The 21902-nt window shown below is 64.5% G+C and carries 20 protein-coding genes and 1 pseudogene; 3 read left to right on the top strand and 18 right to left on the bottom strand.

Going from position 1 to position 21902, the window contains the following annotated elements:
• Positions 1 to 22: 22 nt before the first annotated feature.
• A pseudogene (ggt, locus tag D3872_RS12225) lies at positions 23 to 1524 on the top strand (gamma-glutamyltransferase).
• On the opposite strand, the gene D3872_RS12220 reads toward ggt, so the two are convergent.
• The 4 genes from D3872_RS12220 to D3872_RS12205 all read right to left on the bottom strand — a co-directional run bounded on the left by D3872_RS12220 (position 1525) and on the right by D3872_RS12205 (position 5506).
• A complete protein-coding gene (locus tag D3872_RS12220) occupies positions 1525 to 2895 on the bottom strand; it encodes a hypothetical protein (protein ID WP_119811028.1) in 1371 nt (456 codons plus the stop codon).
• Between the two features lie 53 nt (positions 2896 to 2948).
• On the bottom strand, positions 2949 to 3830 hold the full coding sequence (locus D3872_RS12215; RefSeq protein ID WP_119811027.1) for an ABC transporter ATP-binding protein: 882 nt from the start codon (positions 3828 to 3830) through the stop codon (positions 2949 to 2951).
• The gene (locus D3872_RS12210) at positions 3827 to 4225 is read right to left on the bottom strand and encodes a GntR family transcriptional regulator (protein WP_119811026.1); all 399 of its coding nucleotides are present in this window, start codon (positions 4223 to 4225) and stop codon (positions 3827 to 3829) included. The genes D3872_RS12215 and D3872_RS12210 overlap by 4 nt, the downstream gene beginning before the upstream one ends.
• Before the next feature lie 237 nt (positions 4226 to 4462).
• The gene (locus tag D3872_RS12205; protein ID WP_119811025.1) at positions 4463 to 5506 is read right to left on the bottom strand and encodes a DUF475 domain-containing protein; all 1044 of its coding nucleotides are present in this window, start codon (positions 5504 to 5506) and stop codon (positions 4463 to 4465) included.
• A gap of 104 nt (positions 5507 to 5610) precedes the next feature.
• Between D3872_RS12205 and D3872_RS12200 the strand changes: the two genes are divergently transcribed.
• Entirely contained in the window at positions 5611 to 6519 is a 909-nt protein-coding gene (locus tag D3872_RS12200) for a LysR family transcriptional regulator (protein WP_119811024.1), read from the top strand.
• 50 nt (positions 6520 to 6569) lie between these two features.
• The gene (locus D3872_RS12195; RefSeq protein ID WP_119811023.1) at positions 6570 to 7910 is read left to right on the top strand and encodes a hemolysin family protein; all 1341 of its coding nucleotides are present in this window, start codon (positions 6570 to 6572) and stop codon (positions 7908 to 7910) included.
• Positions 7911 to 8018: 108 nt separating this feature from the next.
• Here D3872_RS12195 and D3872_RS12190 read toward each other — a convergent pair whose 3' ends face one another.
• From D3872_RS12190 to ctaD, 14 genes are all read right to left on the bottom strand, one after another.
• Positions 8019 to 10241: an EAL domain-containing protein gene (locus tag D3872_RS12190; RefSeq protein WP_119811022.1), complete on the bottom strand. Its 2223-nt coding sequence runs from the start codon at positions 10239 to 10241 to the stop codon at positions 8019 to 8021.
• On the bottom strand, positions 10238 to 10789 hold the full coding sequence (locus D3872_RS12185; RefSeq protein ID WP_119811021.1) for a heme NO-binding domain-containing protein: 552 nt from the start codon (positions 10787 to 10789) through the stop codon (positions 10238 to 10240). Before D3872_RS12185 ends, D3872_RS12190 begins: the two co-directional genes overlap by 4 nt.
• Positions 10790 to 10895: 106 nt before the next feature.
• Positions 10896 to 13046: an EAL domain-containing protein gene (locus D3872_RS12180; RefSeq protein WP_182915787.1), complete on the bottom strand. Its 2151-nt coding sequence runs from the start codon at positions 13044 to 13046 to the stop codon at positions 10896 to 10898.
• Between the two features lie 41 nt (positions 13047 to 13087).
• Positions 13088 to 14149: an AI-2E family transporter gene (locus D3872_RS12175; RefSeq protein WP_119811019.1), complete on the bottom strand. Its 1062-nt coding sequence runs from the start codon at positions 14147 to 14149 to the stop codon at positions 13088 to 13090.
• A gap of 18 nt (positions 14150 to 14167) precedes the next feature.
• Positions 14168 to 14749 carry an SCO family protein gene (locus D3872_RS12170; RefSeq protein WP_119811018.1) on the bottom strand — a complete coding sequence of 194 codons (582 nt, stop codon included), beginning with the start codon at positions 14747 to 14749 and terminating at the stop codon, positions 14168 to 14170.
• A 2-nt stretch (positions 14750 to 14751) separates the two neighbouring features.
• Positions 14752 to 15645, bottom strand: a complete 894-nt coding sequence (cyoE, locus tag D3872_RS12165) for a heme o synthase (RefSeq protein WP_119811017.1) — start codon at positions 15643 to 15645, stop codon at positions 14752 to 14754.
• On the bottom strand, positions 15645 to 16796 hold the full coding sequence (locus D3872_RS12160) for a COX15/CtaA family protein (RefSeq protein WP_119811016.1): 1152 nt from the start codon (positions 16794 to 16796) through the stop codon (positions 15645 to 15647). The genes cyoE and D3872_RS12160 overlap by 1 nt, the downstream gene beginning before the upstream one ends.
• A gap of 4 nt (positions 16797 to 16800) precedes the next feature.
• Positions 16801 to 17409 (bottom strand): SCO family protein, encoded by a 609-nt coding sequence (locus D3872_RS12155; protein ID WP_119811015.1) that lies wholly within the window; start codon positions 17407 to 17409, stop codon positions 16801 to 16803.
• Entirely contained in the window at positions 17381 to 18112 is a 732-nt protein-coding gene (locus tag D3872_RS12150) for an SURF1 family protein (RefSeq protein ID WP_119811014.1), read from the bottom strand. The genes D3872_RS12155 and D3872_RS12150 overlap by 29 nt, the downstream gene beginning before the upstream one ends.
• An 8-nt stretch (positions 18113 to 18120) precedes the next feature.
• The gene (locus D3872_RS12145) at positions 18121 to 18321 is read right to left on the bottom strand and encodes a twin transmembrane helix small protein (protein WP_119811013.1); all 201 of its coding nucleotides are present in this window, start codon (positions 18319 to 18321) and stop codon (positions 18121 to 18123) included.
• Positions 18322 to 18428: 107 nt separating this feature from the next.
• A complete protein-coding gene (locus D3872_RS12140; protein WP_119811012.1) occupies positions 18429 to 19289 on the bottom strand; it encodes a cytochrome c oxidase subunit 3 in 861 nt (286 codons plus the stop codon).
• Positions 19290 to 19343: 54 nt separating this feature from the next.
• Positions 19344 to 19508 (bottom strand): DUF2970 domain-containing protein, encoded by a 165-nt coding sequence (locus D3872_RS12135; RefSeq protein ID WP_119811031.1) that lies wholly within the window; start codon positions 19506 to 19508, stop codon positions 19344 to 19346.
• Positions 19509 to 19574: 66 nt separating this feature from the next.
• Positions 19575 to 20132 carry a cytochrome c oxidase assembly protein gene (locus tag D3872_RS12130; RefSeq protein WP_119811011.1) on the bottom strand — a complete coding sequence of 186 codons (558 nt, stop codon included), beginning with the start codon at positions 20130 to 20132 and terminating at the stop codon, positions 19575 to 19577.
• Between the two features lie 171 nt (positions 20133 to 20303).
• Positions 20304 to 21902, bottom strand: a complete 1599-nt coding sequence (ctaD, locus tag D3872_RS12125) for a cytochrome c oxidase subunit I (RefSeq protein ID WP_119811010.1) — start codon at positions 21900 to 21902, stop codon at positions 20304 to 20306.

Genomic DNA, 21902 nt, shown 5'->3' with positions numbered 1-21902 from the left:
CGGCATCGGCGGCGGCGGCTTCATGGTGGTATACCTGGCCAAGGAAAAGCGCGTGATCACCATCGACCACCGCGAGACCGCGCCTGCGGGCGCGTCGGCCACGATGTTCATGGAGAACGGGCGCGAGGCGAACTTCGAGGAGATGGTCGCCAGCGGCGCCTCTGTCGGCGTGCCGGGCACGGTGCGCGGCTGGCACGAAGCCTTGAACCGTTACGGCACCATGAGCTTCAAGCAGGTGCTGCAACCGGCGATTGGCGTGGCAACGAAGGGCTTTCCCGTCACTGAAATTTTCTCTCACCTGACGACCGAAAATGAAACAAAATTCCGCCGCTTTTCCAGCACCAGCGCGCTGTACCTGAAGGACGGCAAAGCGCTGCCGGTCGGCCATGTGGTGCGCAATCCTGGCATGGCCAGGGCCTACCGCGAAATCGCGGCCAAGGGCTACAAGGCCTTCTACCACGGCACCATGGCGCGCGCGATGGTCGACGCGGTCAACCAGCCGCCGGTGGTGGCGGGCGTGAAGGTCCGCGGCGGCAGCATGACGATGGCCGACCTGGCCAACTACGAATCGCGCATCCGCCAGCCAGTTCGCACCACCTACCGCGGCTACGAGATCTACGGCATGCCGCTGCCCTCCAGCGGCGGCATCGCCATTGGCGAGGCGCTGAACATCCTGGAAGGCTACGACCTCAAGGCGATGCCGCGTGCGAACGCAGAACACCTCTATCTGGAGGCGAGCCGACTATCCTTCGCCGACCGCAACGCGTATGCGGGCGACCCGGAATATGTCGACGTGCCGGTCATGGGCTTGCTGAGCAAGGAGTTCGCGGCGCAGCGCCGCGCGCAGATCAATCCGGCGCGGGCCGCATCCAAGGTAGCCGCGGGCGACCCGTTTCCATTCCAGATGGACCCCAGCATGCCGCTGCGCCCGCAGCCGAAGCGGACGCACGCGGAGAGCCCGCACACCACCCATCTGACCGTATCGGACAAGGACGGCAACGTGGTGGCCTACACCTTCACCATCGAATCGTGGGGCGGCAGCGGCATCGTGTGCCGGGCTATGGCTTCCTGCTCAATAACGAGCTGACCGATTTCGACTTCACTCCGCCGCATCCGAACGTGCCAGAAGCGGGCAAGCGCCCGCGCAGCAGCATGGCGCCGACCATCGCGCTACGCGACGGCAAGCCGGCGTTCACCGTCGGCAGCCCGGGCGGCTCGACCATCATCACCACCGTCCTGCAGACCATCGTCAACCACGTCGACCTCGGCATGCCGATGGACCAGGCACTGAACGCGCCGCGCCTCAGCCAGCGCAACGCCGACACCACCGACGTCGAACCCGGCTTCCCCGGCACGGAACAGGCGAAGGCGCTGGAGCAGCTTGGCCACAAGTGGAGCGCGAAGCCCGAGGAGATCGGCGCGGCCAACGCCATCGTGTTCAACGCAGATGGCACGGTGATGGCCGTCAGCGAAGGCAAGCGGCATGGCGTGGGCACCGCGCTGGTGCAGAAGCGCGGACATTGATCACCCCGCGAGACGGCCTGCCGGGAAGGCCAGCGGCGCGTCCACCATCGCGCGCCTGCGCGACGCCGCAACGAAGGCGGTAACCGCAACGCCGATGGCTATGCAGGCCGCTGCAATTCCAGCGGGCGGAATATAGTACAAGACGAGGAAGGGGATTAGGCCGCCTGCCAGGAGCAGCACGCTTGCGCCAGATATGGACAGGACTCCAATCTCCGGCGAGGCGGCATAGTCGCGCAGCACCAGCGTGGTTACCGGCAAGGCCAGGAAGCATGCTCCCACATGCAGCATCACGAAATTCCAATGCAACCCCGTGATGAGCAACGCGCCAACCAGGGCGACGGCCAACAGCGACCATTCGGCCAGCGCGCGGCGGAACAACGCGTTTGCAAACTGCAGGTTATATGAATGCATGTCCGGAATAGCTGGGGTCATCCGCAGCAAAGCCTGCTCGCCCGGCGTCGATGAAACACGCTGGATGATCTTCTGCGGGCCGGCGATAAACATCACCAGCAAGGCCCACCCGGCGGAAGCGCTCGCAATCCCCAGCGTCAGCGGCCTGTTGACCGCCAGGGGCCACACCAGGATCCTCAAGGCCAGCACGACCAACAGCACTGCTCCAAGCAGCTTCACGGACGCGCTCCAGTGTGCGGCGGGGCCAAGCGCATGCAGCAGTATTTCGCCCGGCGCGGTCCTGCCGCGGCTGACACGGGCCAGGCAGGCAGCATACAGGCCGCCGCCGCGGGCCATCCATTCTGGGATAACGGCGGAGGTTTTTCCGGGGGACTTGTGCAAGCGCTTTTCCGCGGCTGCACACTGCGTGAAGTGGCGGTCGCCGGATGGGAAAATCAAGCCCTTTCCGTACCACGCCACCACGGCAAGCAGCACGCCGCAAGCCGCGATGCCGGCTGGCGTCGCAGCGAAGTCCTGAAGGGCCTTGAGCAGTTCCCCGGGAATCACGAACAGCAAAATTGGCGCCGTCTGGAGCAGCCCGCCGCGCTGCTGGAAGCCGATTTTCGCCAACCCGGCGCCGGCCAGCCATATGCCCGCGCCCGCCGCCCACAGTACCTTGTTCCCGAACATGCCGCCAATGCCGAACGCCATGGCAAGCGTGAACAGAATCCAGCAGACGCCGACCAGTTGGATGGCGCGGGCGCGCAGGCGCGGTACCAGCTTCGCGTTGCCAGGAGTGACCTGCCGCACCACGCCGCCGACCAATGCACTCCAAGACAGCCACACAAGCAAGAAGATAGGCAGGATTGCAAGAACCGCGGCGAGCCGCATCATTCGCAAGTTCTCGCTGACCGTGTACGCTACCGCGCCGAAGAATGCGGTAAACAAAATACTCAGGGCCCACGGCAGCTTGCGCGCCATCTGTGGGGGAACTGAAGTGCGCCATATCAGCGCGTAGTCGGATAATGCGCGGCTCATCGCGTCACCTCGACGAACAGGTCTTCGAGGCTCAGCGAATCGATGCGTACCGCCGGTTCGCGCGCAGCCAGCGCCGCCAGCTCGTCCGCATCATTCAAGGCGATGAAGGTGGTGGTGTCGCCGCTACGCTTCCTGCGCCCCCAGGCGTCGCCGCCGAGCGGCAGCCCATCGATCAACGTAGTGGGGCCGACGACGCGGCGGGCATTTTCCAGCAACGCGTCGAGGCCTCCCTGCAGCGCGATCTTGCCGTCCTTGAGGAAGGCCACATCAAGCGCCACGCGTTCGAGGTCGGTCAGGATGTGGGTCGAGAAGATCACTGTGGTATCGCGTTCAATCACGCCGTCGATCAGCTCGCGCAGGAAGTCGCGGCGGCCGACCGGGTCGAGCGCCGACACCGGTTCGTCCAGCACCAGCAGCGACGGGTCGTGTGCCAGCGCTCGGATGATCGACAGGCGCTGGCGTTCGCCGCCCGACAGCTTGCCGATCGCCCTGCTGCGCATCAGTGGAGTGAAACCCCAGCGCTCCAAAAGTCCTTCGACCTTTGCCCCGTTCCAGCGCGGGTACAGCGCCTTGAAGTAGTCCAGCATCTGGTTCGGCGTCAGCCACTCGAACAGGTCCGACTTTTGCGGCACGTAGCCAATGCTGGCGCGCGTATCTTGCGACAGCAGGGCCACATCCTCGCCGTTGATCGTCACCTTCCCTGCGTCGGTCTCGCGCAACCCCAGCAGGCACTCGATCAGCGTCGACTTGCCGGTGCCATTGCGGCCCAGCAGGCCGATGACCTGTCCCGGCTTCACCTCCCAGTCAAGGCCATTCAATACGCACTTGCCGGAGAACGACGTCGAAATGCCTTTCGCATGCAGGATCGCTGCGGTCATGGTTTTTCCTTGAGTAGTTTGGTGAAAAGAGAGAGAACGGTGTCGTGATCGAGTTCCAGCTGGCGCGCCTCCAGCGCGGCGCGCGCCAGCGTGGGCCGCAGCAGCTCGATGCGGCTGGCCACACTATGCGTGCCCTTCGGCGCATCCGCGACGAACATGCCCATGCCGCGCTTGCGCGTCAGGACACCTTCGAGTTCGAGGATGCCGTAGGCCTTCGATACGGTCATCGGGTTGAGCGCGAGCGCTTGCGCGACCTCGCGCACGGAAGGCATGGCGTCGCCGGGCGCGAGCTGGCGGCCGGCGACAAGGCGCTGGGCCTGGTCGACCAGCTGCCGGTAGATCGGCTCGGATGACCCGGTGGCGATTGAAAACAGGTGGGCGGGATGTGTGGACATGATGCCTAGTGTATTAGTTGATTAATACACTAGACTCTTTGAACCAGGCTGTCAAGCGGTTTGGACATACGGGCCGTAAACGCACAATGCGCAGCGCGTATCGCACCAGCCTCTGAAGTCCCCCCTGTCCACGTCCGGTAACCGGGCAGGGAAAAACTTCACTTGCCGATGCAATACGCGCTGCGCACTGTATGCGGATGCCGGTTCAACCGCGCGGGTCGAACCGGCCTTGCAGGATCAAGCCTCCAGCAGTTTTTGCTTGCGGTTGTATTGGACCGACGACCACAGCGAAGCGACGATGAAGGCCACGCCAATCAGGCCGGTGAAGATTTCCGGGATGTGGAACTTCATACTTACCAACATGATCGCGGCCAGGATACCGATCGCGTAGTGCGCGCCGTGCTCCAGGTAGACGTACTGGTCGAGCGTGCCCTTGTCGACCAGGTACACGGTCATCGAACGCACGAACATCGCGCCGATCGCCAGGCCCAGCATGATGATCACGACGTCGCTGGTGATCGCGAACGCGCCGATCACGCCGTCGAACGAGAACGACGCATCCAGCACTTCGAGGTACATGAAGCCGCCGATACCGCCGCGCTTGACCATGTCGCCCATCTCGCCGCCGCCCGCTTCTTCCTTCTCAAGCAGGCTGGAAATCATGTCGACGCCGACGTAGATCATGATGCCCCACAGGCCGGCGATCAGCACGATCATCTTCTGCGCTTCCTCGACCAGCGACATGCTGGCCATCAGCGTCGCCAGCGAGATCATCACCGCGATCGACGATACCTTGCCCAGCGAGCCAAGCTTTTCTTCGAAGTGGCCCAGCCAGTGGTGCTCCTTCTCGTGGTCGAACAGGAAGTTCAGGAACACCAGCAGCAGGAACATGCCGCCGAAGGCCGCCACTTCCGCGTGGTGGTTGGTCAGGTGGGTGGAGAACGCCTTCGGATCGGTGATCGCCAGGCTCCACACTTCAGTCATGCCCAGGTCCGCGGCCACGGCCACGATCACCAGCGGGAACACGAGGCGCATGCCGAACACGGCGATGATGATGCCGAGGCCCAGGAACAGCTTCTTCCAGAACTCGTCCCAGTCTTTCAGCACCGAGGCGTTGACCACCGCGTTATCGAAGGACAGCGATACTTCCATCACGCCGAGGATGATCGCAATGCCCAGCGCGGTCATGGCGCCGCCGATGCCGGCGTTGTTGTATCCCCACCAGCCTGCTGCCACCAGGCAGAAGAAGGTGACGATGAATGAAATCCTGAAATGCTTCATGTAATGCTCCCCAATTTTTATTCAGTGGGCAGCAGTATAGCCCCCCGGACACCAATTTAAAAATAGGAGATAATTGAATCTTACTTCGTAAAAACGGAAGAGTTATGAAAGACATCAGCGTGAATTTCCGCCACCTCTACTATTTCTGGGTGGTCGCCAAGGAAGGCGGCATCACGCGCGCCGCCACACGCATGGGGCTGGCGATCCAGACCGTCAGTTCCCAGCTGGGCCTGCTGGAACAATCGCTCGGCAAGTCGCTGTTCAGCCAGCAGGGACGGCGCCTTGTGCTCACCGAGGCCGGCCGCACCGCGCTATCGTACGCCGACCAGATTTTCCTGCTCGGCGAACAGTTGCAGGAAGCGGTGGGCGACGCCGACACCGCGCGCATCCGGCTGACGGTCGGCATCTCCGATTCGCTGCCCAAGCTGGCCGCTTTCCGCCTGCTGGAAGCGACCATGCACCTGCCGACCCAGGTGCGGCTGGTCTGCAACGAAGGTCCGTTCGACGGCCTGCTGGCCGACCTGGCCCTGCACAAGCTCGACCTGGTGCTGACCGATCGCCCGGTGCGTTCCGGCACCACCTTGCGCGTGTTCAGCCACCTGCTGCTGGAAAGCGACACCATCGTGGTCGGCAGCGAAGCACTGGCAAAAGCGCATGCGCCCGGGTTCCCGCGCAGCCTCGACCGCGCGCCCTTCCTGCTGCCGACCCGCAGCAACGTCTTGCGCGGCAAGATCGACGAGTGGTTCGAGAAGCAGGAGGTGCGGCCGGACGTGGTCGGCGAGTTCGACGACAACGCCCTGCTCGCCACCTTCGGCCGCCGCGGCGCCGGCCTGTTCTTCGCCTCCGCCATCGTGGCCGGCGACATGAAGGAGCAGTTCGGCGCCACCGTGGTCGGTCCGGTGCCGGAGGTGCGCGACCAGTTCTACGCCATCTCCAACGAACGCAAGATCGCCCATCCCGCGGTCGAGGCCATCATGGCCGCCGCGCACCGAAGTGAACCCGAGCCGCGCTGAACTGTACAATGGCCGTTCGACAGCCTGTGCTGTTTAATTAACCTTATTTCATGGAAAACTTTCTACTAGTCCTGCTCGCCCTCATCCTGGTCGCGCTCAACGGTTTCTTTGTGGCGGCCGAATTCGGTATCGTCACCCTCCGCAAGACGCGCGTTCGCGCGATCGCAAAGACACAAGGCCTGCGTGGCCGCATCCTCGGCACTGTTCACGGCGAACTCGATGCCTACCTGTCCGCCTGCCAGCTTGGCATCACCCTCGCCTCGCTGGGCCTGGGCTGGGTCGGCGAACCCGCTTTCGCGCGCCTGATCGAACCGGTGCTGCTGGCCGTCGGCATCGACTCGCCGCAGCTGCTGCACGGGATTGCCTTCGTCGTGGCGTTCAGCGTCATCTCCTTCCTGCACATCGTGATCGGCGAACTGGCGCCGAAGTCGATGGCGATCCGCAATCCGGAAGCGGTCGGCCTGTGGAGCGCGCCGCCGCTGTACGCCTTCTACTGGGCGATGTACCCGGCCATCTGGCTGCTGAACGGCAGCGCCAATTTCGTGCTGCGCGTGGCCGGCCTGTCCGGCAAGGGCGGGCACGATTCGCACTACTCGAACGAAGAGCTGAAGCTCATTTTACGCACCAGCCAGCCGGGCGAAAAATTCACCCGCGACGAGCGCCACATCCTGGCGCAGTCGCTCGACTTCAGCGTGCTCACCGTGGCCGACCTGATGCGGCCTATTAACGAGGTGATCGCGCTGCATGCGAACAAATCGCTGGAGGAAAACCTGCAGACGGTGCAGCGCAACCGCTTCAGCCGGTACCCCTACTTCGACGAAACCGGCGAGGAAGTGCTGGGCGTGATCCACCTGAAGGACCTGTTCTTCGCGCAGCAGTCGGGCCGCAAGATCACCGATCTGACGCAGTTCCTGCGCCCGGTGGAGACGGTATCGGCGCGTACGATGGCGCAGCAGATGTTCCGCCGCCTGCGCGAAGGCGCGCCACACTTTGCGCTGATCGGCGAAAAGGGCAAGCGCCCGGTCGGCTTCCTCACGCTCGACAACCTGCTGGGCGCGATGGTGGGCGAGATCCACGACGAGTTCCGGCTCAATGAAAACGACTGGCTGCGCCAGCCCGACGGCACGCTGGTCGGCAAGGCCAGTTTGCCGATCTTCTCGCTCGAACGCATCCTCGGCATCGACATCGACAACGAGACGCTGGGGCTGGATGAAGTGGAATCGGTGGGTGGACTGCTGATGGTGAAGCTGGGCGACATCCCGAAGCAGGGACAGCGCATCGAGTTCCCTCAGTTCGACGTCGTGGTCAAGAAGATGAACGGGCCGAGGATCGTGCTGGTGAAGGTGCTGCCGCGCTTGCACCGTTCGCAGGAGAACGACGAACACGATTGAATGAGCTTCGGCGGATGCGCGCGTCGCGCTTATCCGCCCTACTGGTCAGACCGTGGGCCGTAGGGCGGATAAGCGCATCGCGCGCATCCGCCGATTTGACCTAAAACGCTAAAACCGCTCGTGATGCGCGAACCCGCTGGCCAGCACCGCCAGCAAAGCCTCATCCCGCCACGGCTTCTCGACAAACTTGAAAACCGCGCCCTTGTTGATCGCGTCGCCCAGGTTGGCCGGCGTGGTGTCCGCGGTCAGCAGCACCCGCACCGTGCGCGGATACATGCGCTTGATGCGGTGGAAGAAATCGATCCCCGTGTGCCCCACCAGCTCCTGGTCCGAGATGACCACGCCTACATCGTTCCCCGCCAGCAGCTCATATGCTTCCGCCAGCCCGTGCGCGGTCAGCACATCGTAGCCGTGCCCGCCCAGCAGCTTGCGGAAGGTCGACAGCACCTGTGGCTCGTCGTCCACCAGCAGCACCGTGCGGCGCTGCACCGTGCGGGTCAAAGGCGCCAGGTCCATGCCCATGTCGCGCGCGAGCATCGCCAGCATCGCCTGTTCCGGCAGCGGACGGCTGAAGTAGTAGCCCTGGATTTCGTCGCAGCCCTCGGCGGCCAGCAGCCGCAATTGTCCTTCGGTCTCGACGCCTTCGGCAATCGCGCGCAGGCCCAGGCTGTGCGCCATGCGGATGACGGCAGTAACGATCGAACGGTCTTCCGGATCGCTGGTCAGCCCGCGCGTAAACGACTGGTCGATTTTCAGCTTGTCGACCGGGAAGCGCTTCAGGTAGCTCAGGTTCGAGTAGCCGGTGCCGAAGTCGTCGATCGACATGCCGATGCCGGTCGCCTTCAGCCGGTGCATCAGCTCGATCGACGCTTCCGGGTCTTCCATCGACAGGCTCTCGGTCAGCTCCAGTTCGAGCAGGCCAGGGTCGAGCCGGTAGCGCGCCAGCGTATCGCGCAACAACTGGTCCATGTCGTCGTCGGAGAACTGCGAGGCCGCCACGTTGACTGCGATCGGCACCACCGGCACGCCGGCGTCGAGCCAGGCGCGCAGGGTGGCGCAAGCCTTTTCCAGCACCCACTTGCCGATCGCGTTGATCAGGTTGCTCTCCTCGGCCACCGGGATGAACTGCAGCGGTGGAACCAGCCCCAGTTCGGGCGACTGCCAGCGCAGCAGCGCTTCCATGCCGACGATGCGGCCGCTGCGCAGGTTCACCTGCGGCTGGTAGTGCAGCACGAATTCGTCGCGCTGCAGCGCGCGGTGCAGGCCCTGCTCGAGCGCCACGCGCGCGTCCAGCCGGTTCTGCATCTCCTGCGTGAAGAACTGGAAGCTGTTGCGCCCCCCCTCCTTGGCGCGGTACATCGCGATGTCGGCCTGGCGCAGCAGCGATTCGGCACGGGTGCCGTCTTCCGGGAAGATGCTGATGCCGATACTGCCGGTGATGACGTGCTCCTGGCCGCCAAGGATGACCGGCTGGCCGAGCCGCATCGAAATGCGTTCGGCGATCATGGCCGGCATGGTGTCGCCCAGCGGGTTATCCAGCAGCAGGACGAATTCGTCGCCGCCAAGGCGCGCCACGGTATCGGACAGGCGTACGCACTGCTTCAGGTGGCCCGCCACCATGCGCAGCAGGTCGTCGCCGGCGGCGTGGCCCAAAGTGTCGTTGATGCTCTTGAACTTGTCGAGGTCGACGAACATGACCGCCAGCCGCTCGTTGTGGCGCTCGGCACGGCGGATCGCGTGGGTCAGGCGGTCGAGGAACAGCGCGCGGTTGGGCAGGCCGGTCAGCAGGTCATGGGTGGCCTGGTGCTCCATCGCCATCTCGTGCTGGCGCCGTTCGGTGATGTCGTGGGCGACGTTCATGACCGAGGCGGCGTCGTTGAAGCGGATCGCGCAGCCGAAGAATTCGACGTCGACCAGCGAGCCGTCCACGCGCGCCACCCGCAGCGCGCAGCGCGGCTGCGACTGGGCCGCGGCCAGGTCGTTGAAGATGCCCTGCTCCATCTGGGCGCGGTAGGCCTCGGGCACGCGCTCGAGCGCCTCGGTGCCCAGCAGCTGTTCGGGCGAGGTGGCGCCGAACAGGCGCTGCGCGGCCGGGTTCATGAACACGATGCGGCCGTCGCAGTGGATCCAGATCGCGTCGGGCATCAGCTCGACCAGCGTGCGGTAGCGGGTTTCGCTTTCCTCCAGGTGGGCGTTCAGCTGGCGCAGGTTCAGGTTGATGTCGTACAGCTCCCGGCTCTTTTGTTCGAGCAGGGTTTCGGCTTCCTTGCGCGCCGACCGTTCGCGGATCAGGCTGCGCGAGGCGACGGTGCTGACGACTGGTTCAATCATGCCTGGGCGGTGGCGAGGTAGAAGCGCGCGCGGTGCACGCCGCCTTCCTGCTCGAGGTTGGTGCGGGTGATGGTGATCGGCTCGCCGAAATGCTTGATGCAGCCCTTGATCAGGCCTTCGGCCAAGTCGGCGAAGCCGCGCGGCGAACTGTAGATCAGCTCCAGCACGCCCGGCGCCGGACGGGTAGTGGACAGGCTGGGCAGCTCCGCGTCCGGGTACAGCTTGCGCACTTCGACGTGGATCACGCCGTCGATCCGCTCGAGGAAGTCGAAGGAGTTGCTGACGTCGGCAAACAGCGCCGGGTAGCCGACCGAGAAGCGCACGAACAGGTGTTCGCCGAACATCAGGATCAGATCGGGAATCGTCAGGCCGGTGGCGTTCGACAGCGCCGTCACCAGGCGTACCAGTTCGGCGTGGTCGTAGGTGCCGACCGAGGTGTAGGCGCCGTCGTTCGGCAGATCCGCTTCGCCGATGATGCGGTCGAGCATGTCGAGGCCCATGCGGGATTCGACCAGTTCCATGAACTCAGTAAATACAACACCCTTCATCGTTTTCCCCGCCCCGTTCTTGATTGAAGGCAAGAGTATACAGGGGAAGTAAAAACCGGGCCATGGTCTTTATGGTAACAAAACTACCGACGCGGATAACCATGCATCAAAAATGCTCGTAATACGCGAAGGCGCTCGCGAGCACACCCAGCAAAGCATCGTCCGACCATGGTTTTGGCGCGAATTTGAAGACCGCACCCTTGTTGATGGCTTCTGCAAGATTTCCGGGGCTGGTGTCGCCCGTGAGCAACACGCGCACTGTGCGCGGATGCATGTGTTTGATACGGCGGAAGAAATCGATCGAGGAGTCGCCGCCCGGCTGCTGGGCCGCGAGCACTACGCCGACCTCGTGGCCGGCCAGCAGCTCGTAGGCGTCGTCCAGGCTGCGCGCGGCCAGCACATGGTAGCCGCAGGCGCCGGCCAGGCGCAAGAAGGCGGCCCTGGATGCCGGATCGTCGTCGGCCAGCAGCACGGTGCGGCGCCGGGTGCCGCGCACCACCGGGCCCAGGTCCATGCACGTCTGGCCGCCCAGCAGCGCCACCATCGCCGCGCCGGGCAGCGGGCGGCTGAAGTAAAAGCCCTGCACCTCGTCGCAGCCCTGCCCCGCCAGCAGCCGCAGCTGGCCTTCGGTCTCGACGCCTTCGGCAATGGTGCGCAGGCCGAGGCTGTGCGCCATGCGGATCACGGCGGTGACGATCGACTGGTCCTCCGGATCGCAGGCCAGCCCGCGCGTGAACGACTGGTCGATCTTCAGCTTGTCGACCGGGAAGCGCTTGAGGTAGCTGAGGTTGGAGTAGCCGGTGCCGAAATCGTCGATCGACATGCCGATGCCGGTCGCCTTCAGCCGGTGCATCAGGGCCACCGAGGCTTCCGGGTCGACCATCGACAGGCTTTCGGTCAGCTCCAGCTCCAGCAGGCGCGGCTCGATGCCGTGCCGTTCGAGGGTGGCGCGCACCAGCAGGTCGAGCGCCTGGTCGGCAAACTGCGAGGCCGCCACATTGACCGCGATCGGCACCACCGGCACCCCGGCGTCGATCCAGGCGCGCAAGGTGGCGCAGGCGCGGTCCAGCACCCAGTGGCCGATCTCGTCGATCAGGGTACTCTCCTCCGCCACCGGGATGAACTGCAGCGGCTGCACCAGCCCAAGCTCGGGCGACTGCCAGCGCAGCAGCGCTTCCATGCCGGCGATGCGGCCGCTGCGCAAGTCGACCTGCGGCTGGAAGTGCAGCACGAACTCGTCGCGCTGCAGGGCGCGGTGCATGCCCTGTTCGGGCGCGACGCGGGCATCGAGCCGGCTTTGCATGTCGTGCGTGAAGAAACGGAAGCCGTTGCGTCCCGCCTCCTTGGCGCGGTACATCGCGATGTCGGCATGGCGCAGCAGCGCCTCGGCCTGTTCGCCGTCGTCCGGATAGATGCTGATGCCGATGCTGCCGGAGACCACGTGCTCGTGCCCGAACAGCGGCACCGGCTCGCCGACGCGGCGCGCCACCCGCTCGGCGATGGTGGACGGCGTGGCGTCGCCCAGCGGATGGTCGAGCAACAGCACGAATTCGTCGCCGCCCAGGCGCGCCACCGTGTCGGCATCGCGCACGCACAGCTTCAGGCGCGCGCTGATGGCGCGCAGCAGCTCGTCGCCGGCGGCATGGCCGAGGGTGTCGTTGACGTTCTTGAACTTGTCGAGGTCGACGAACATCACGGCCAGCCGGCCGCGGTGGCGCTCGGCGCGGCGGATGGCGTGCCCCAGCCGGTCGAGGAACAGCGCGCGGTTCGGCAAGCCGGTCAGCAGGTCGTGGGTGGCCTGGTGCTCGATTTCCCGCTCGTGGCGGCGCCGTGAGGTGATGTCGTGGGCGACGTTGAGGATGGAGTCGGCGTCGTCGAAGCGCACCGCGCAGCCGAAGAACTCGACGTCGACCAGCGAGCCGTCGAGCCGCTGCAGCTGCAGCGCGCAGCGCGGCTGGCGCTGCGCAATGGCGATGTCGGCGAACACGCCCTGCGCCATCGCGTGGCGGCAGGACGGCGGCACCCGCGCGATCGCCTCGCTGCCGACCAGGTGTTCCGGCGCGGCGGCGCCGAACAGGCGCTGAGCCGCCGGATTGGCGTACACCACGCGGCCTTCGCGGCTGATCCAGATCGCGTCGGGGATCATCTCGACCAGCGTACGGTAGTGGAACTCGTTCTCGTCAGGGTGGGCGTGGCGCCGGCGCAGGTTAAGCCTTGCGCCGGCCAGTTCGAGCCCGGTCAGGACAACGCCATTCATGGGGAGCTCCATGTTGCGTACGGTCTGGCGAGTATAGACCTTCAGTCTTCGGCCGGGGGTATCGCCGGCTTGACGCCAGTCCAATCGCGCATCAATGAGTAGCCGACCGCCAGCAGCACCGGGCCGATGAACAGGCCGACGAAGCCGAAGGCCAGCACGCCGCCCAGCACCCCGAGCAGCACCAGCAGGAAGGGCAGGCTGCTGCCGCGGCTGATCAACAGCGGCTTGACCACGTTGTCCACGCCCGAGATCAACACCAAACCCCAGACGATCATGAAGACGCCCCAGCCCATGCTGCCCTGGTTGAACAGCCACAATGCGGCGCCGCCCCAAATCAGGGGAGGACCGACCGGCACCAGCGACATGATGAAAGTGGCAACGCCGAGCAAGGCCACGGCCGGCACGCCGGCAATGGCGAAGCCCAGCGCCGCCACCAGCGCCTGCGCCAGCGCGGTGCCGAGCAGGCCGTACATCACGCCGCGCACGGTCTGGCTGACGATTTCGGCGACCTTGGCCGAGCCTTCGCCGATCACCTTGTGCATGCCGACAGCGATCGACGACAGCAGTTGCAGGCCGTCGCGGTACAGGAAGAAGGCGACGAAGGCGGCAAGGGACATCTGGGCCACGCCGGTGCCGAGCACGATGCCGCCGGTGAGCAGGTACTTGCGGGCCGGTTCCAGCATGCGCTTGGCCAGTTCCAGCATCTGTTCGCGGCTGTGCATCAGCTCGTCGAGGTAGTCGGCGATCGAATCGCCGACCAGCGGGATCCGGCGCAGCCAGGCCGGCGGCGCGGCGCTGCCGTTTTCGACGGCGATGCGCACCTGCTCGTAGAATCGGCTGACGTCGTCGGCCAGGGTCCACGCCACCAGTGCCAGTGGCATGATGACGATGAAGGTGAGGGTCAGCGTCATGGTCAGCGCCGCCAGGGTGCGGCGCCCGCGCATGACGCGCAGCAGGTGCATGTAAAGGGGCCAGGACGAGATCACCACGGCGCCGGCGAACAGGATCGCGGCCAGGAACGGCCGCAGCACGTACAGGCAACCTATCGTCAGTAAGGAGATGGCGGCAAGTTTGGCGTAGCTCGTCCCAGGTCGTGGATACATGGCGTCCCTTGCGCGCGCCTACAGCAGCTGCTTGAGGTCGTGCACCAGCGGCTCGACGCCCTGGCCATAGCGGACGAACAGGCGCACCTTGCCGTTGCGGTCGAAGACATAGCTGGCCGCGGTATGGTCCATCGTGTAGCTGCCCGGCTCCTTGCCCGGCACCTTGGCGTAGAACACCTTGAATTCCTTGCCCACTTTCGCGGTCTGCTCCGGCGTGCCGCGCAAGCCGAGGAAGCGCTTGTCGAACGCCGGCACATACTGCGCCAGCAGCTCCTGGGTGTCGCGCTCCGGGTCGACCGTGATGAACAGTACCTGCACGTCGTCGGCCTGCTTGCCCAGTTGCTGCATGGCGCCGGCCATTTCGGACAGCGTGGTCGGGCACACGTCCGGGCACTGGGTGAAGCCGAAGAACACGATCACCAGCTTGCCCTTGAAGTCGGCCAGGGTACGCGGTTTGCCGTTATGGTCGGTCAGCGCGAAGTCTTTCGCATAATCGAGGCCGGTCAGGTCGGTATTCTTGAAGCTTGGCGGCGGGGATGCCAGCTTGTCGCAGCCGCCCAGCAGCAGCGCAAGCGCGAAAATCGAAAGCAGTTTTTTCATGATCAAAGCTTGATGTAGTGGTCGAGCAGCAGCGCCGCGAACAGCAGCGACAGGTAGACGATCGACCAGGCGAAGGCCTTGCGCGCCACGATGTCGCTGTAATGCTTGTAGACGCGCCAGCCGTGCCACAGGAAGATTGCATTGAGCACCACGGCGGAGGCGAGGTAGATCAAGCCGCTCATGCGCACGATGTAGGGCAGCATGGTGGTCGCGGCCAGCGCGATCGAATACAGCCACACGTGGAAACCGGTGAAGTTCATGCCGTGGGTGACCGGCAGCATCGGCAGGCCGGAACGGGCGTAGTCCTCGCGGCGGTACATCGCCAGCGCCCAGAAGTGCGGCGGGGTCCAGACGAAGATGATCAGCACCAGCAGCCACGCCTGCATCGGCACGTCGTTGGCCACCGCGGCCCAGCCCAGCGCCGGAGGCATCGCGCCCGACAGGCCGCCGATCACGATGTTCTGCGGCGTGGCGGGCTTCAGGATCAGGGTGTAGACGACCGCGTAGCCGACGAAAGTGACGAAGGTCAGCCACATCGTCAGCGGGTTGACCAGGGCGTACAGGATCCACATGCCGGCGCCGCCGATCAGGGCCGAGAACAGCACCGTCTGGATGTGGGTCAGCTCGCCCATGGCGGTGGCGCGGCGCGCGGTGCGCGCCATGCGGGCGTCGATCTTGGCCTCGAGGATGCAGTTGACCGCGAACGCGGCGCCCGCCAGCAGCCAGATGCCGGCCGTCGCGGCCAGCACCGTTTGCCAGGGCGGCAGCGCGTCGGTCGCCAGGAACATGCCGATCACGGCGCAAAAGACCGCCAGCTGGGTGACGCGCGGCTTGGTCAGCGTCCAGTACTGGATAAAGCGGCTGGTCGGTTTATGTGTTGCGGTTTGGGTCATCATCAGAGGTGTGAGGCTTGCGGCGAACCCGCAACCGCGGGGGTGCGCTGCGCGGTGGCGAGTTGATACTTTATCTTGTAGTTTAACATGGTCACCAGCAGCACCAGCACCGCGGCGCCCGCATTATGCAGCACCGCGATGGCCAGCGGGAAGCTGAAGAACACGGTGGCGACGCCGGTGAACGCCTGCGCCGCCAGCGCGAATGCCGTCAGGCGCGCGGCCTTGCGCAGCTGCGCATGCGGCCAGGCGCGCCACGCCGTGTAGCCGATCACCGCGAACACGATGAAGGCGAAATTGCGGTGCACCCAGTGGATCGCGGTCAGCGCGGAGAACGGCAGGTAGTGGCCGGCCGCGGTCTTGCCCAGTTCGCGCCACAGCGTAAAGCCGTGTTCGAAGTCCATTTCCGGCACCAGCTTGCCGCCGCACAGCGGGAAGTCGGCGCAGGCCAGGGTGGCGTAGTTGGTGCTTACCCAGCCGCCCAGCGCGATCTGCAAGAACAACAGGACCAGCGACAGCAAGGCCAGCGGACGCAGGGCCGCCAGCGCGGGCGCTGCGGCGCCGGCCTTTGGCGCCGGATGCATGGCGTTGTCCTGGCGTCCGCCCATCCACGCGAGCAGGCACAACAGCCCCATGCCGAGCAGCAGGTGGATGGTCACGATCATCGGCTGCAGCTTGAGGGTCACGGTCCAGGCGCCGAAGGCGCCCTGCACGCATACCGCCACGAACAACAGGGTCGGCATCAGCGGCGAGAATTCGCTGCGCTTCGTCTTGCGCCACTGGATCCAGCTGGTCGCCATCAGCGCCATGATCAGGAAGCCGATGCCCATCGCCAGGTAGCGGTGGGTCATTTCGATCCAGGCCTTGACCACGGTGACCGGGCCGGTCGGCATCAGGGTTTCCGCCGCCACGATCTGCTCGTGCGCGATGAAGGGATTGGCGGCGCCGTAGCAGCCCGGCCAGTCGGGGCAGCCCAGGCCCGAATCGGTCAGGCGCGTGAAGGCGCCGAACACGATCAGGTCGAAGGTCAGGAACACGATCACCCAAACCAGCTTGCGGTACCTGTTCGCGTCCGACGACATCCACACCATCGCCAGCGGCAGGCTGGCCGCCAACAGGCCTTTCAGGGCCAGCAACAGCAGTGCACCGGTCTCCATCGCGTCAGCCGATCGCGGAAGCTTTGAGCAGCTTGCCGAGGTCCTTCTTCACCTTGTTAGGCTCGGCGTTTTTCGGGAAGCGCATCATCAGGTTGCCGAGCGGGTCGATCAGGTAGATGTGGTCGGCCGCGCTGCCGCCCTGCTCCACCGGCAGCCATTTGGTCACGGCGTCCGGCTGCACGCGCAGCATGTCGGTGCCTTCGATAACCTTCATCAGCATGGTGTCGAGCGGGGTGTTGTCGGTGATCAGCCACACGCGTTCGACGCGCTCGCGGTCCTTGCCGGTCATGATGCGCAGCTGGCGCATCTGCACCAGCTGGTCGCGGCAAGCCTGCTCGCATGCGCCCGCATCGACGTTCAGCATGACCCACTTGCCCTTGTAGGCTTCCAGGCCGGATGGCTTGCCGTCCAGCGTGGCCGCGCCCAGCGGCGGGATCGGATGGGCGCGCGGGTCCAGCAGCGTGCCGTAGTTGGTGCGGCCGGACGGCTTGATCACGTAGTAGGTCAGGTAGGAGGCGAGCAACGGGGCCGCGCATACGAGCAGCACGGCCATCAGCTTCCAGCGGCCTTTGCGCTGGGCGGTTTTACTGGTTTGGGTCTGGTTCTGGTCCACGTCTGAATCCTGTAATCACAAAGAACAGCAGCGCCATGACAGCCAGCGCATACCATTGGAAAGCATAGCCCTGGTGTTTTTCAACGTTCAGGGCCGGGGCCGGCCAGTCGCGCAGCAGCTTGTCGCCAGGCTGCACGGGGTCGGTCTGTTCGATAAAAAATGGCTGCAGTTCCAGGCCGCTGGCCTGGGCGAACTGCGCCACGTCGAGGTTCTGCACGATCGCTTTCGGCGCCACCGGCGCCGGGGTGCCGAGTTCCATCACCCGGCCCATCGAGCCGCGCGCGACGCCGGTGACGGTGACGGTGCCGCCCGGCGTGGCGAATTCGGGCAGCACGCCCGATGCGCCGGTGGGCCGCGCCAGCCAGCCGCGCGCCACCAGTACGTGCGTGTTGGTGCCGGCCAGGCGCAGCGGCATCACCAGGTACAGCCCTACCCGGCCCGCCTGCGGGCGGTTGTTCATGAAGACCGGCCAGCCCGCCACGAATTCGCCGGTCGCCGACACCTTGCGGTAGTCGGCGGCTTCCGGATCGAGCAGCTGCGCGCCAAGCGCCAGCGGGCTCGATGCCGAGCGCTGGTCGAGCTTGGCCTGCAGCGCCGTTTTTTCAGCCGCGCGGCCGTCCTGCCACTGGCCGAGCACTATCCCCAGCGCGACCAGCAGCGCGGTCGCGACGAAGGGAATCAGCCGGAAGCGGAAAGTGCGCATGCGATGGCTTAGCGGATGCCGGTCGGCGCGATCCAGCCGAGCTTGTTGGCGACGAGGATCAGCAGGAACAGGGCCACCGAAAAACCGACCCGGGTCGCCAGCGCGCGCATGGTGCGCGGGCTCCTGCCCTTGTCGCGCATCAGGAAGAACAGCGCCGAGCCAAGGCTGGCGATGATGAGGATGAAGGCGAGGGCGACGAGGATTTTCATGAGGGATTTCTATTGTTTCGGACGCTTTGTGCGTTTCGGCAAAAAAGCCGCACGCAGGATTATCCCACGTGCGGCTTTTTAAGTTGGAGGGTTGGCCCCTCCGGGTATTACAGCCAGTAGACGATGACGTACAGGCCGAGCCAGACGACGTCGACGAAGTGCCAGTACCAGGCGGCGCCTTCGAACGCGAAGTGGTGCTCAGGGGTGAAGTGGCCCTTCATGAGGCGGTACAGCACCACTGCCAGCATGATCGCGCCGACGGTGACGTGGAAGCCGTGGAAGCCGGTCAGCATGAAGAAGGTCGAGCCGTAGATGCCCGAGGTCAGCTTCAGGTTCAGTTCGCTGTAAGCGTGCATGTATTCATAGACCTGGAAGCTCATGAAGATTGCGCCCAGCAGCACGGTGGCGGCCAGCCAGAACGCGGTCTTGCCGCGCTTGCCCGCCAGCAGTGCATGGTGGGAAATGGTCAGCGTCACGCCCGAGCTCAGCAGCAGTGCGGTGTTGATGGTCGGGATCGGGAACGGGCCCATGGTGGTGAAGCTCTCGATCGTGCCGGCAGGACCGGTACTGCCCCAGTGTGCGGCGAAGTCGGGCCAGATGATCTTGTGGTCCAGGTCGGCCAGCCATGGCATCGACACTGCGCGTGCATAGAACAGCGCGCCGAAGAAGGCGGCGAAGAACATCACTTCCGAGAAGATGAACCAGCTCATCGACCAGCGGTAGGAATTGTCGATGCGCTTGCTGTACAAGCCGCTTTCGGATTCCTTGATTGCGTCGCCGAACCAGAAGTACAGCACCACCAGGGTGGCCAGGATGCCGGCGATATTGGTCGCCGGACCCCACGAGGCGTCATTGACCCAGCCCGATGCACCGATCATCGTCACCAGCAGCGAAATGCCTGCCGCGATAGGCCAGGTGGACGGGCCGGGCACGAAGTAATACGGTGCGGCGGCTTTGGTTGAACTCATCTTCATCTCCTAAAAACTGTATTCGGTGAATGTCGTGCTGCTGTTATCTTACGTTTACTGTGCTACCGCGATCCGCACCACCACTACCAGTACGCCGATAAAAATCGCCGCCCCGATCAACCCGGCGATGATCACATGGACCGGGTTCAGGCTGGCCGAATCGCTTTCATAATCCTTGCGCTTGCGGATCCCGAAGAAGGACCAGAACACGGCCTTCATCGTGGCGCCGAAGGACGCATTGCGGCGCTGCGCCTGCTGTTTCTCGTCCACCGCCGCGTTCCCCTTTTACCGCGACGCCGTACTGGCGCCTGCAATCTCGAAGAACGTGTACGACAGCGTAATCGTCTTCACTTCGCGCGGCAGCTTCGGGTCGATGTAGAACACGACCGGCATCTGCCTCGCCTCGTTGGCGGCCATGGTCTGCTCCTTGAAGCAGAAGCACTCCACTTTCATGAAGTGCGGCGTGGCCGACTGCGGCGCATAGCTTGGAATCGCCTGCGCCTTGATTGCGTAGGGCTTGGTGTTGACCACTTCGTACATCACGGTGGCCAGCTCGCCCGGGTAAACCTCGATGCTGCGCGTGGTCGGGCGGAAGCGCCACGGACCCTGCGAATTGCCATCGAGTTCGATGGTGATCTTGCGGCTCTTGTCGACCTGGGTGTTCTCGGGGCGCTCCACCGTGCCGTCCTGCTGCGTCAGCACGTTGATTCCCAATACTTCGCACAGGTGCTTGTACATCGGGATCAGTGCGTAGCCGAAGCCAAACATCATCACTGCGATGACCAACAGCTTGCCCAGCATCTTTTTATTGAGCTGGATACGTCCTGACTGCTCGTTACTCATTTCAACTCATCCAAAGCCGCTTGGCGAAAAAGGCGACGAAGAAAAACAGTGCCAATGCGCCGATCAGCAGGCCAGTCTTGAGGTTATTCGGCTTCTTGGGGTCAGACATGGCGATCACTTACTCTGTCGGAGGCGCCGGCCGCAGGGCCGGCGCCTTCGTTACTGCTTAAATTACTTAACCAGCGGCGGGGTTTCGAAGGTGTGGAATGGCGCCGGGCTAGGCACGGTCCATTCGAGGCCTTCAGCGCCATCCCATGGCTTGTCCGCTGCCTTCTTGCCGCCACGGATGCTTGGCAGGACCACGAAGAACAGGAAGAACACCTGCGACAGGCCGAAACCGAACGCGCCGATGGTGGCGATCGTGTTGAAGTCGGTGAACTGCGCCGGGTAGTCCGCGTAGCGGCGTGGCATGCCTGCCAGGCCCAGGAAGTGCATCGGGAAGAAGGTGATGTTAAACGTGATCAGCGACAGCCAGAAGTGCATCTTGCCGAGGAACTCGTTGTACATGAAACCGGTCCACTTCGGGCCCCAGTAGTAGAAGCCTGCGAACAGCGCGAACAGCGAACCTGCCACCAGCACGTAGTGGAAGTGCGCCACCACGTAGTAGGTATCCTGCAGCTGGATGTCGATCGGGGTCACAGCCAGGATCAGGCCGGTGAAGCCGCCCATGGTGAACACGAAGATGAAGCCGACCGAGAACAGCATCGGGGTCTCAAAAGTCATCGAGCCCTTCCACATCGTCGCTACCCAGTTGAACACTTTCACGCCGGTCGGAACCGCGATCAGCATGGTGGCGTACATGAAGAACAGCTGGCTGGTCACCGGCATGCCGGTGGTGAACATGTGGTGCGCCCAGACGATGAACGACAGGATCGCGATCGACGCGGTTGCGTACACCATCGAAGCGTAGCCGAACAGCGGCTTGCGTGCGAACGCCGGCAGGATCTGCGAGACGATGCCGAACGCCGGCAGGATCATGATGTACACCTCTGGGTGGCCGAAGAACCAGAAGATGTGCTGGTACATGACAGGGTCGCCGCCGCCGGCCGCGTTAAAGAACGAGGTGCCGAAGTGACGGTCGGTCAGGGTCATGGTGATCGCGCCTGCCAGGACCGGCATCACGGCGATCAGCAGGTAGGCGGTGATCAGCCAGGTCCAGCAGAACATCGGCATCTTCATCAGGGTCATGCCGGGAGCGCGCATGTTCAGGATGGTGACGACGATGTTGATCGAACCCATGATCGACGACGCGCCCATCAGGTGCATCGCGAAAATACCCATGTCCATGCCTGGGCCCATCTGGGTCGACAGCGGAGCGTACAGGGTCCAGCCGGCCGCGGTTGCGCCGCCAGGAACGAAGAACGAGCCGGCCAGCAGCAGCGCCGCAGGCGGCAGCAGCCAGAACGAGAAGTTGTTCATGCGCGCGAACGCCATGTCCGATGCGCCGATCTGCAGCGGGATCATCCAGTTGGCGAAGCCGACGAAGGCCGGCATGATCGCGCCGAACACCATCACCAGGCCGTGCATCGTGGTCAGCTGGTTGAAGAACTCAGGATTGAAGTACTGCAGGCCAGGCTGGAACAGCTCGGTGCGAATCATCAGCGCCAGCACGCCGCCGGACAGCAGCATGACGAACGAGAACCACAGGTACAGGGAACCGATGTCCTTGTGGTTGGTTGCGAACAACCAGCGACGGAAACCGTGCGGATGATCGTGCGCGTGATCGTGGCCCTGGTCGTGGCCGTGTGCGTGATCGAGTGTTGTGCTCAT

Origin of the sequence: Massilia cavernae (assembly GCF_003590855.1) — a bacterium.
GTDB lineage: Bacteria > Pseudomonadota > Gammaproteobacteria > Burkholderiales > Burkholderiaceae_D > Telluria_A > Telluria_A cavernae.
The sequence above is the reverse complement of the archived record's forward strand: the minus strand, read 5'-3'. Positions and strand labels throughout refer to the sequence as shown.

Coding starts and splice junctions, on each gene's coding strand:
- D3872_RS12160 (WP_119811016.1), bottom strand. CDS start 16,796: ATGGAGACCGGTGCACTGCTGTTGCTGGCCCTGAAAGGCCTGTTGGCG.
- cyoE (WP_119811017.1), bottom strand. CDS start 15,645: ATGATGACCCAAACCGCAACACATAAACCGACCAGCCGCTTTATCCAG.
- D3872_RS12215 (WP_119811027.1), bottom strand. CDS start 3,830: ATGACCGCAGCGATCCTGCATGCGAAAGGCATTTCGACGTCGTTCTCC.
- D3872_RS12145 (WP_119811013.1), bottom strand. CDS start 18,321: ATGAAAATCCTCGTCGCCCTCGCCTTCATCCTCATCATCGCCAGCCTT.
- D3872_RS12150 (WP_119811014.1), bottom strand. CDS start 18,112: ATGCGCACTTTCCGCTTCCGGCTGATTCCCTTCGTCGCGACCGCGCTG.
- ctaD (WP_119811010.1), bottom strand. CDS start 21,902: ATGAGCACAACACTCGATCACGCACACGGCCACGACCAGGGCCACGAT.
- D3872_RS12200 (WP_119811024.1), top strand. CDS start 5,611: ATGAAAGACATCAGCGTGAATTTCCGCCACCTCTACTATTTCTGGGTG.
- D3872_RS12210 (WP_119811026.1), bottom strand. CDS start 4,225: ATGTCCACACATCCCGCCCACCTGTTTTCAATCGCCACCGGGTCATCC.
- D3872_RS12130 (WP_119811011.1), bottom strand. CDS start 20,132: ATGAGTAACGAGCAGTCAGGACGTATCCAGCTCAATAAAAAGATGCTG.
- D3872_RS12140 (WP_119811012.1), bottom strand. CDS start 19,289: ATGAGTTCAACCAAAGCCGCCGCACCGTATTACTTCGTGCCCGGCCCG.
- D3872_RS12135 (WP_119811031.1), bottom strand. CDS start 19,508: ATGAAGGCCGTGTTCTGGTCCTTCTTCGGGATCCGCAAGCGCAAGGAT.
- D3872_RS12170 (WP_119811018.1), bottom strand. CDS start 14,749: ATGAAAAAACTGCTTTCGATTTTCGCGCTTGCGCTGCTGCTGGGCGGC.
- D3872_RS12220 (WP_119811028.1), bottom strand. CDS start 2,895: ATGGCGCGCAAGCTGCCGTGGGCCCTGAGTATTTTGTTTACCGCATTC.
- D3872_RS12190 (WP_119811022.1), bottom strand. CDS start 10,241: ATGATTGAACCAGTCGTCAGCACCGTCGCCTCGCGCAGCCTGATCCGC.
- D3872_RS12185 (WP_119811021.1), bottom strand. CDS start 10,789: ATGAAGGGTGTTGTATTTACTGAGTTCATGGAACTGGTCGAATCCCGC.
- D3872_RS12205 (WP_119811025.1), bottom strand. CDS start 5,506: ATGAAGCATTTCAGGATTTCATTCATCGTCACCTTCTTCTGCCTGGTG.
- D3872_RS12195 (WP_119811023.1), top strand. CDS start 6,570: ATGGAAAACTTTCTACTAGTCCTGCTCGCCCTCATCCTGGTCGCGCTC.
- D3872_RS12180 (WP_182915787.1), bottom strand. CDS start 13,046: ATGAATGGCGTTGTCCTGACCGGGCTCGAACTGGCCGGCGCAAGGCTT.
- D3872_RS12175 (WP_119811019.1), bottom strand. CDS start 14,149: ATGTATCCACGACCTGGGACGAGCTACGCCAAACTTGCCGCCATCTCC.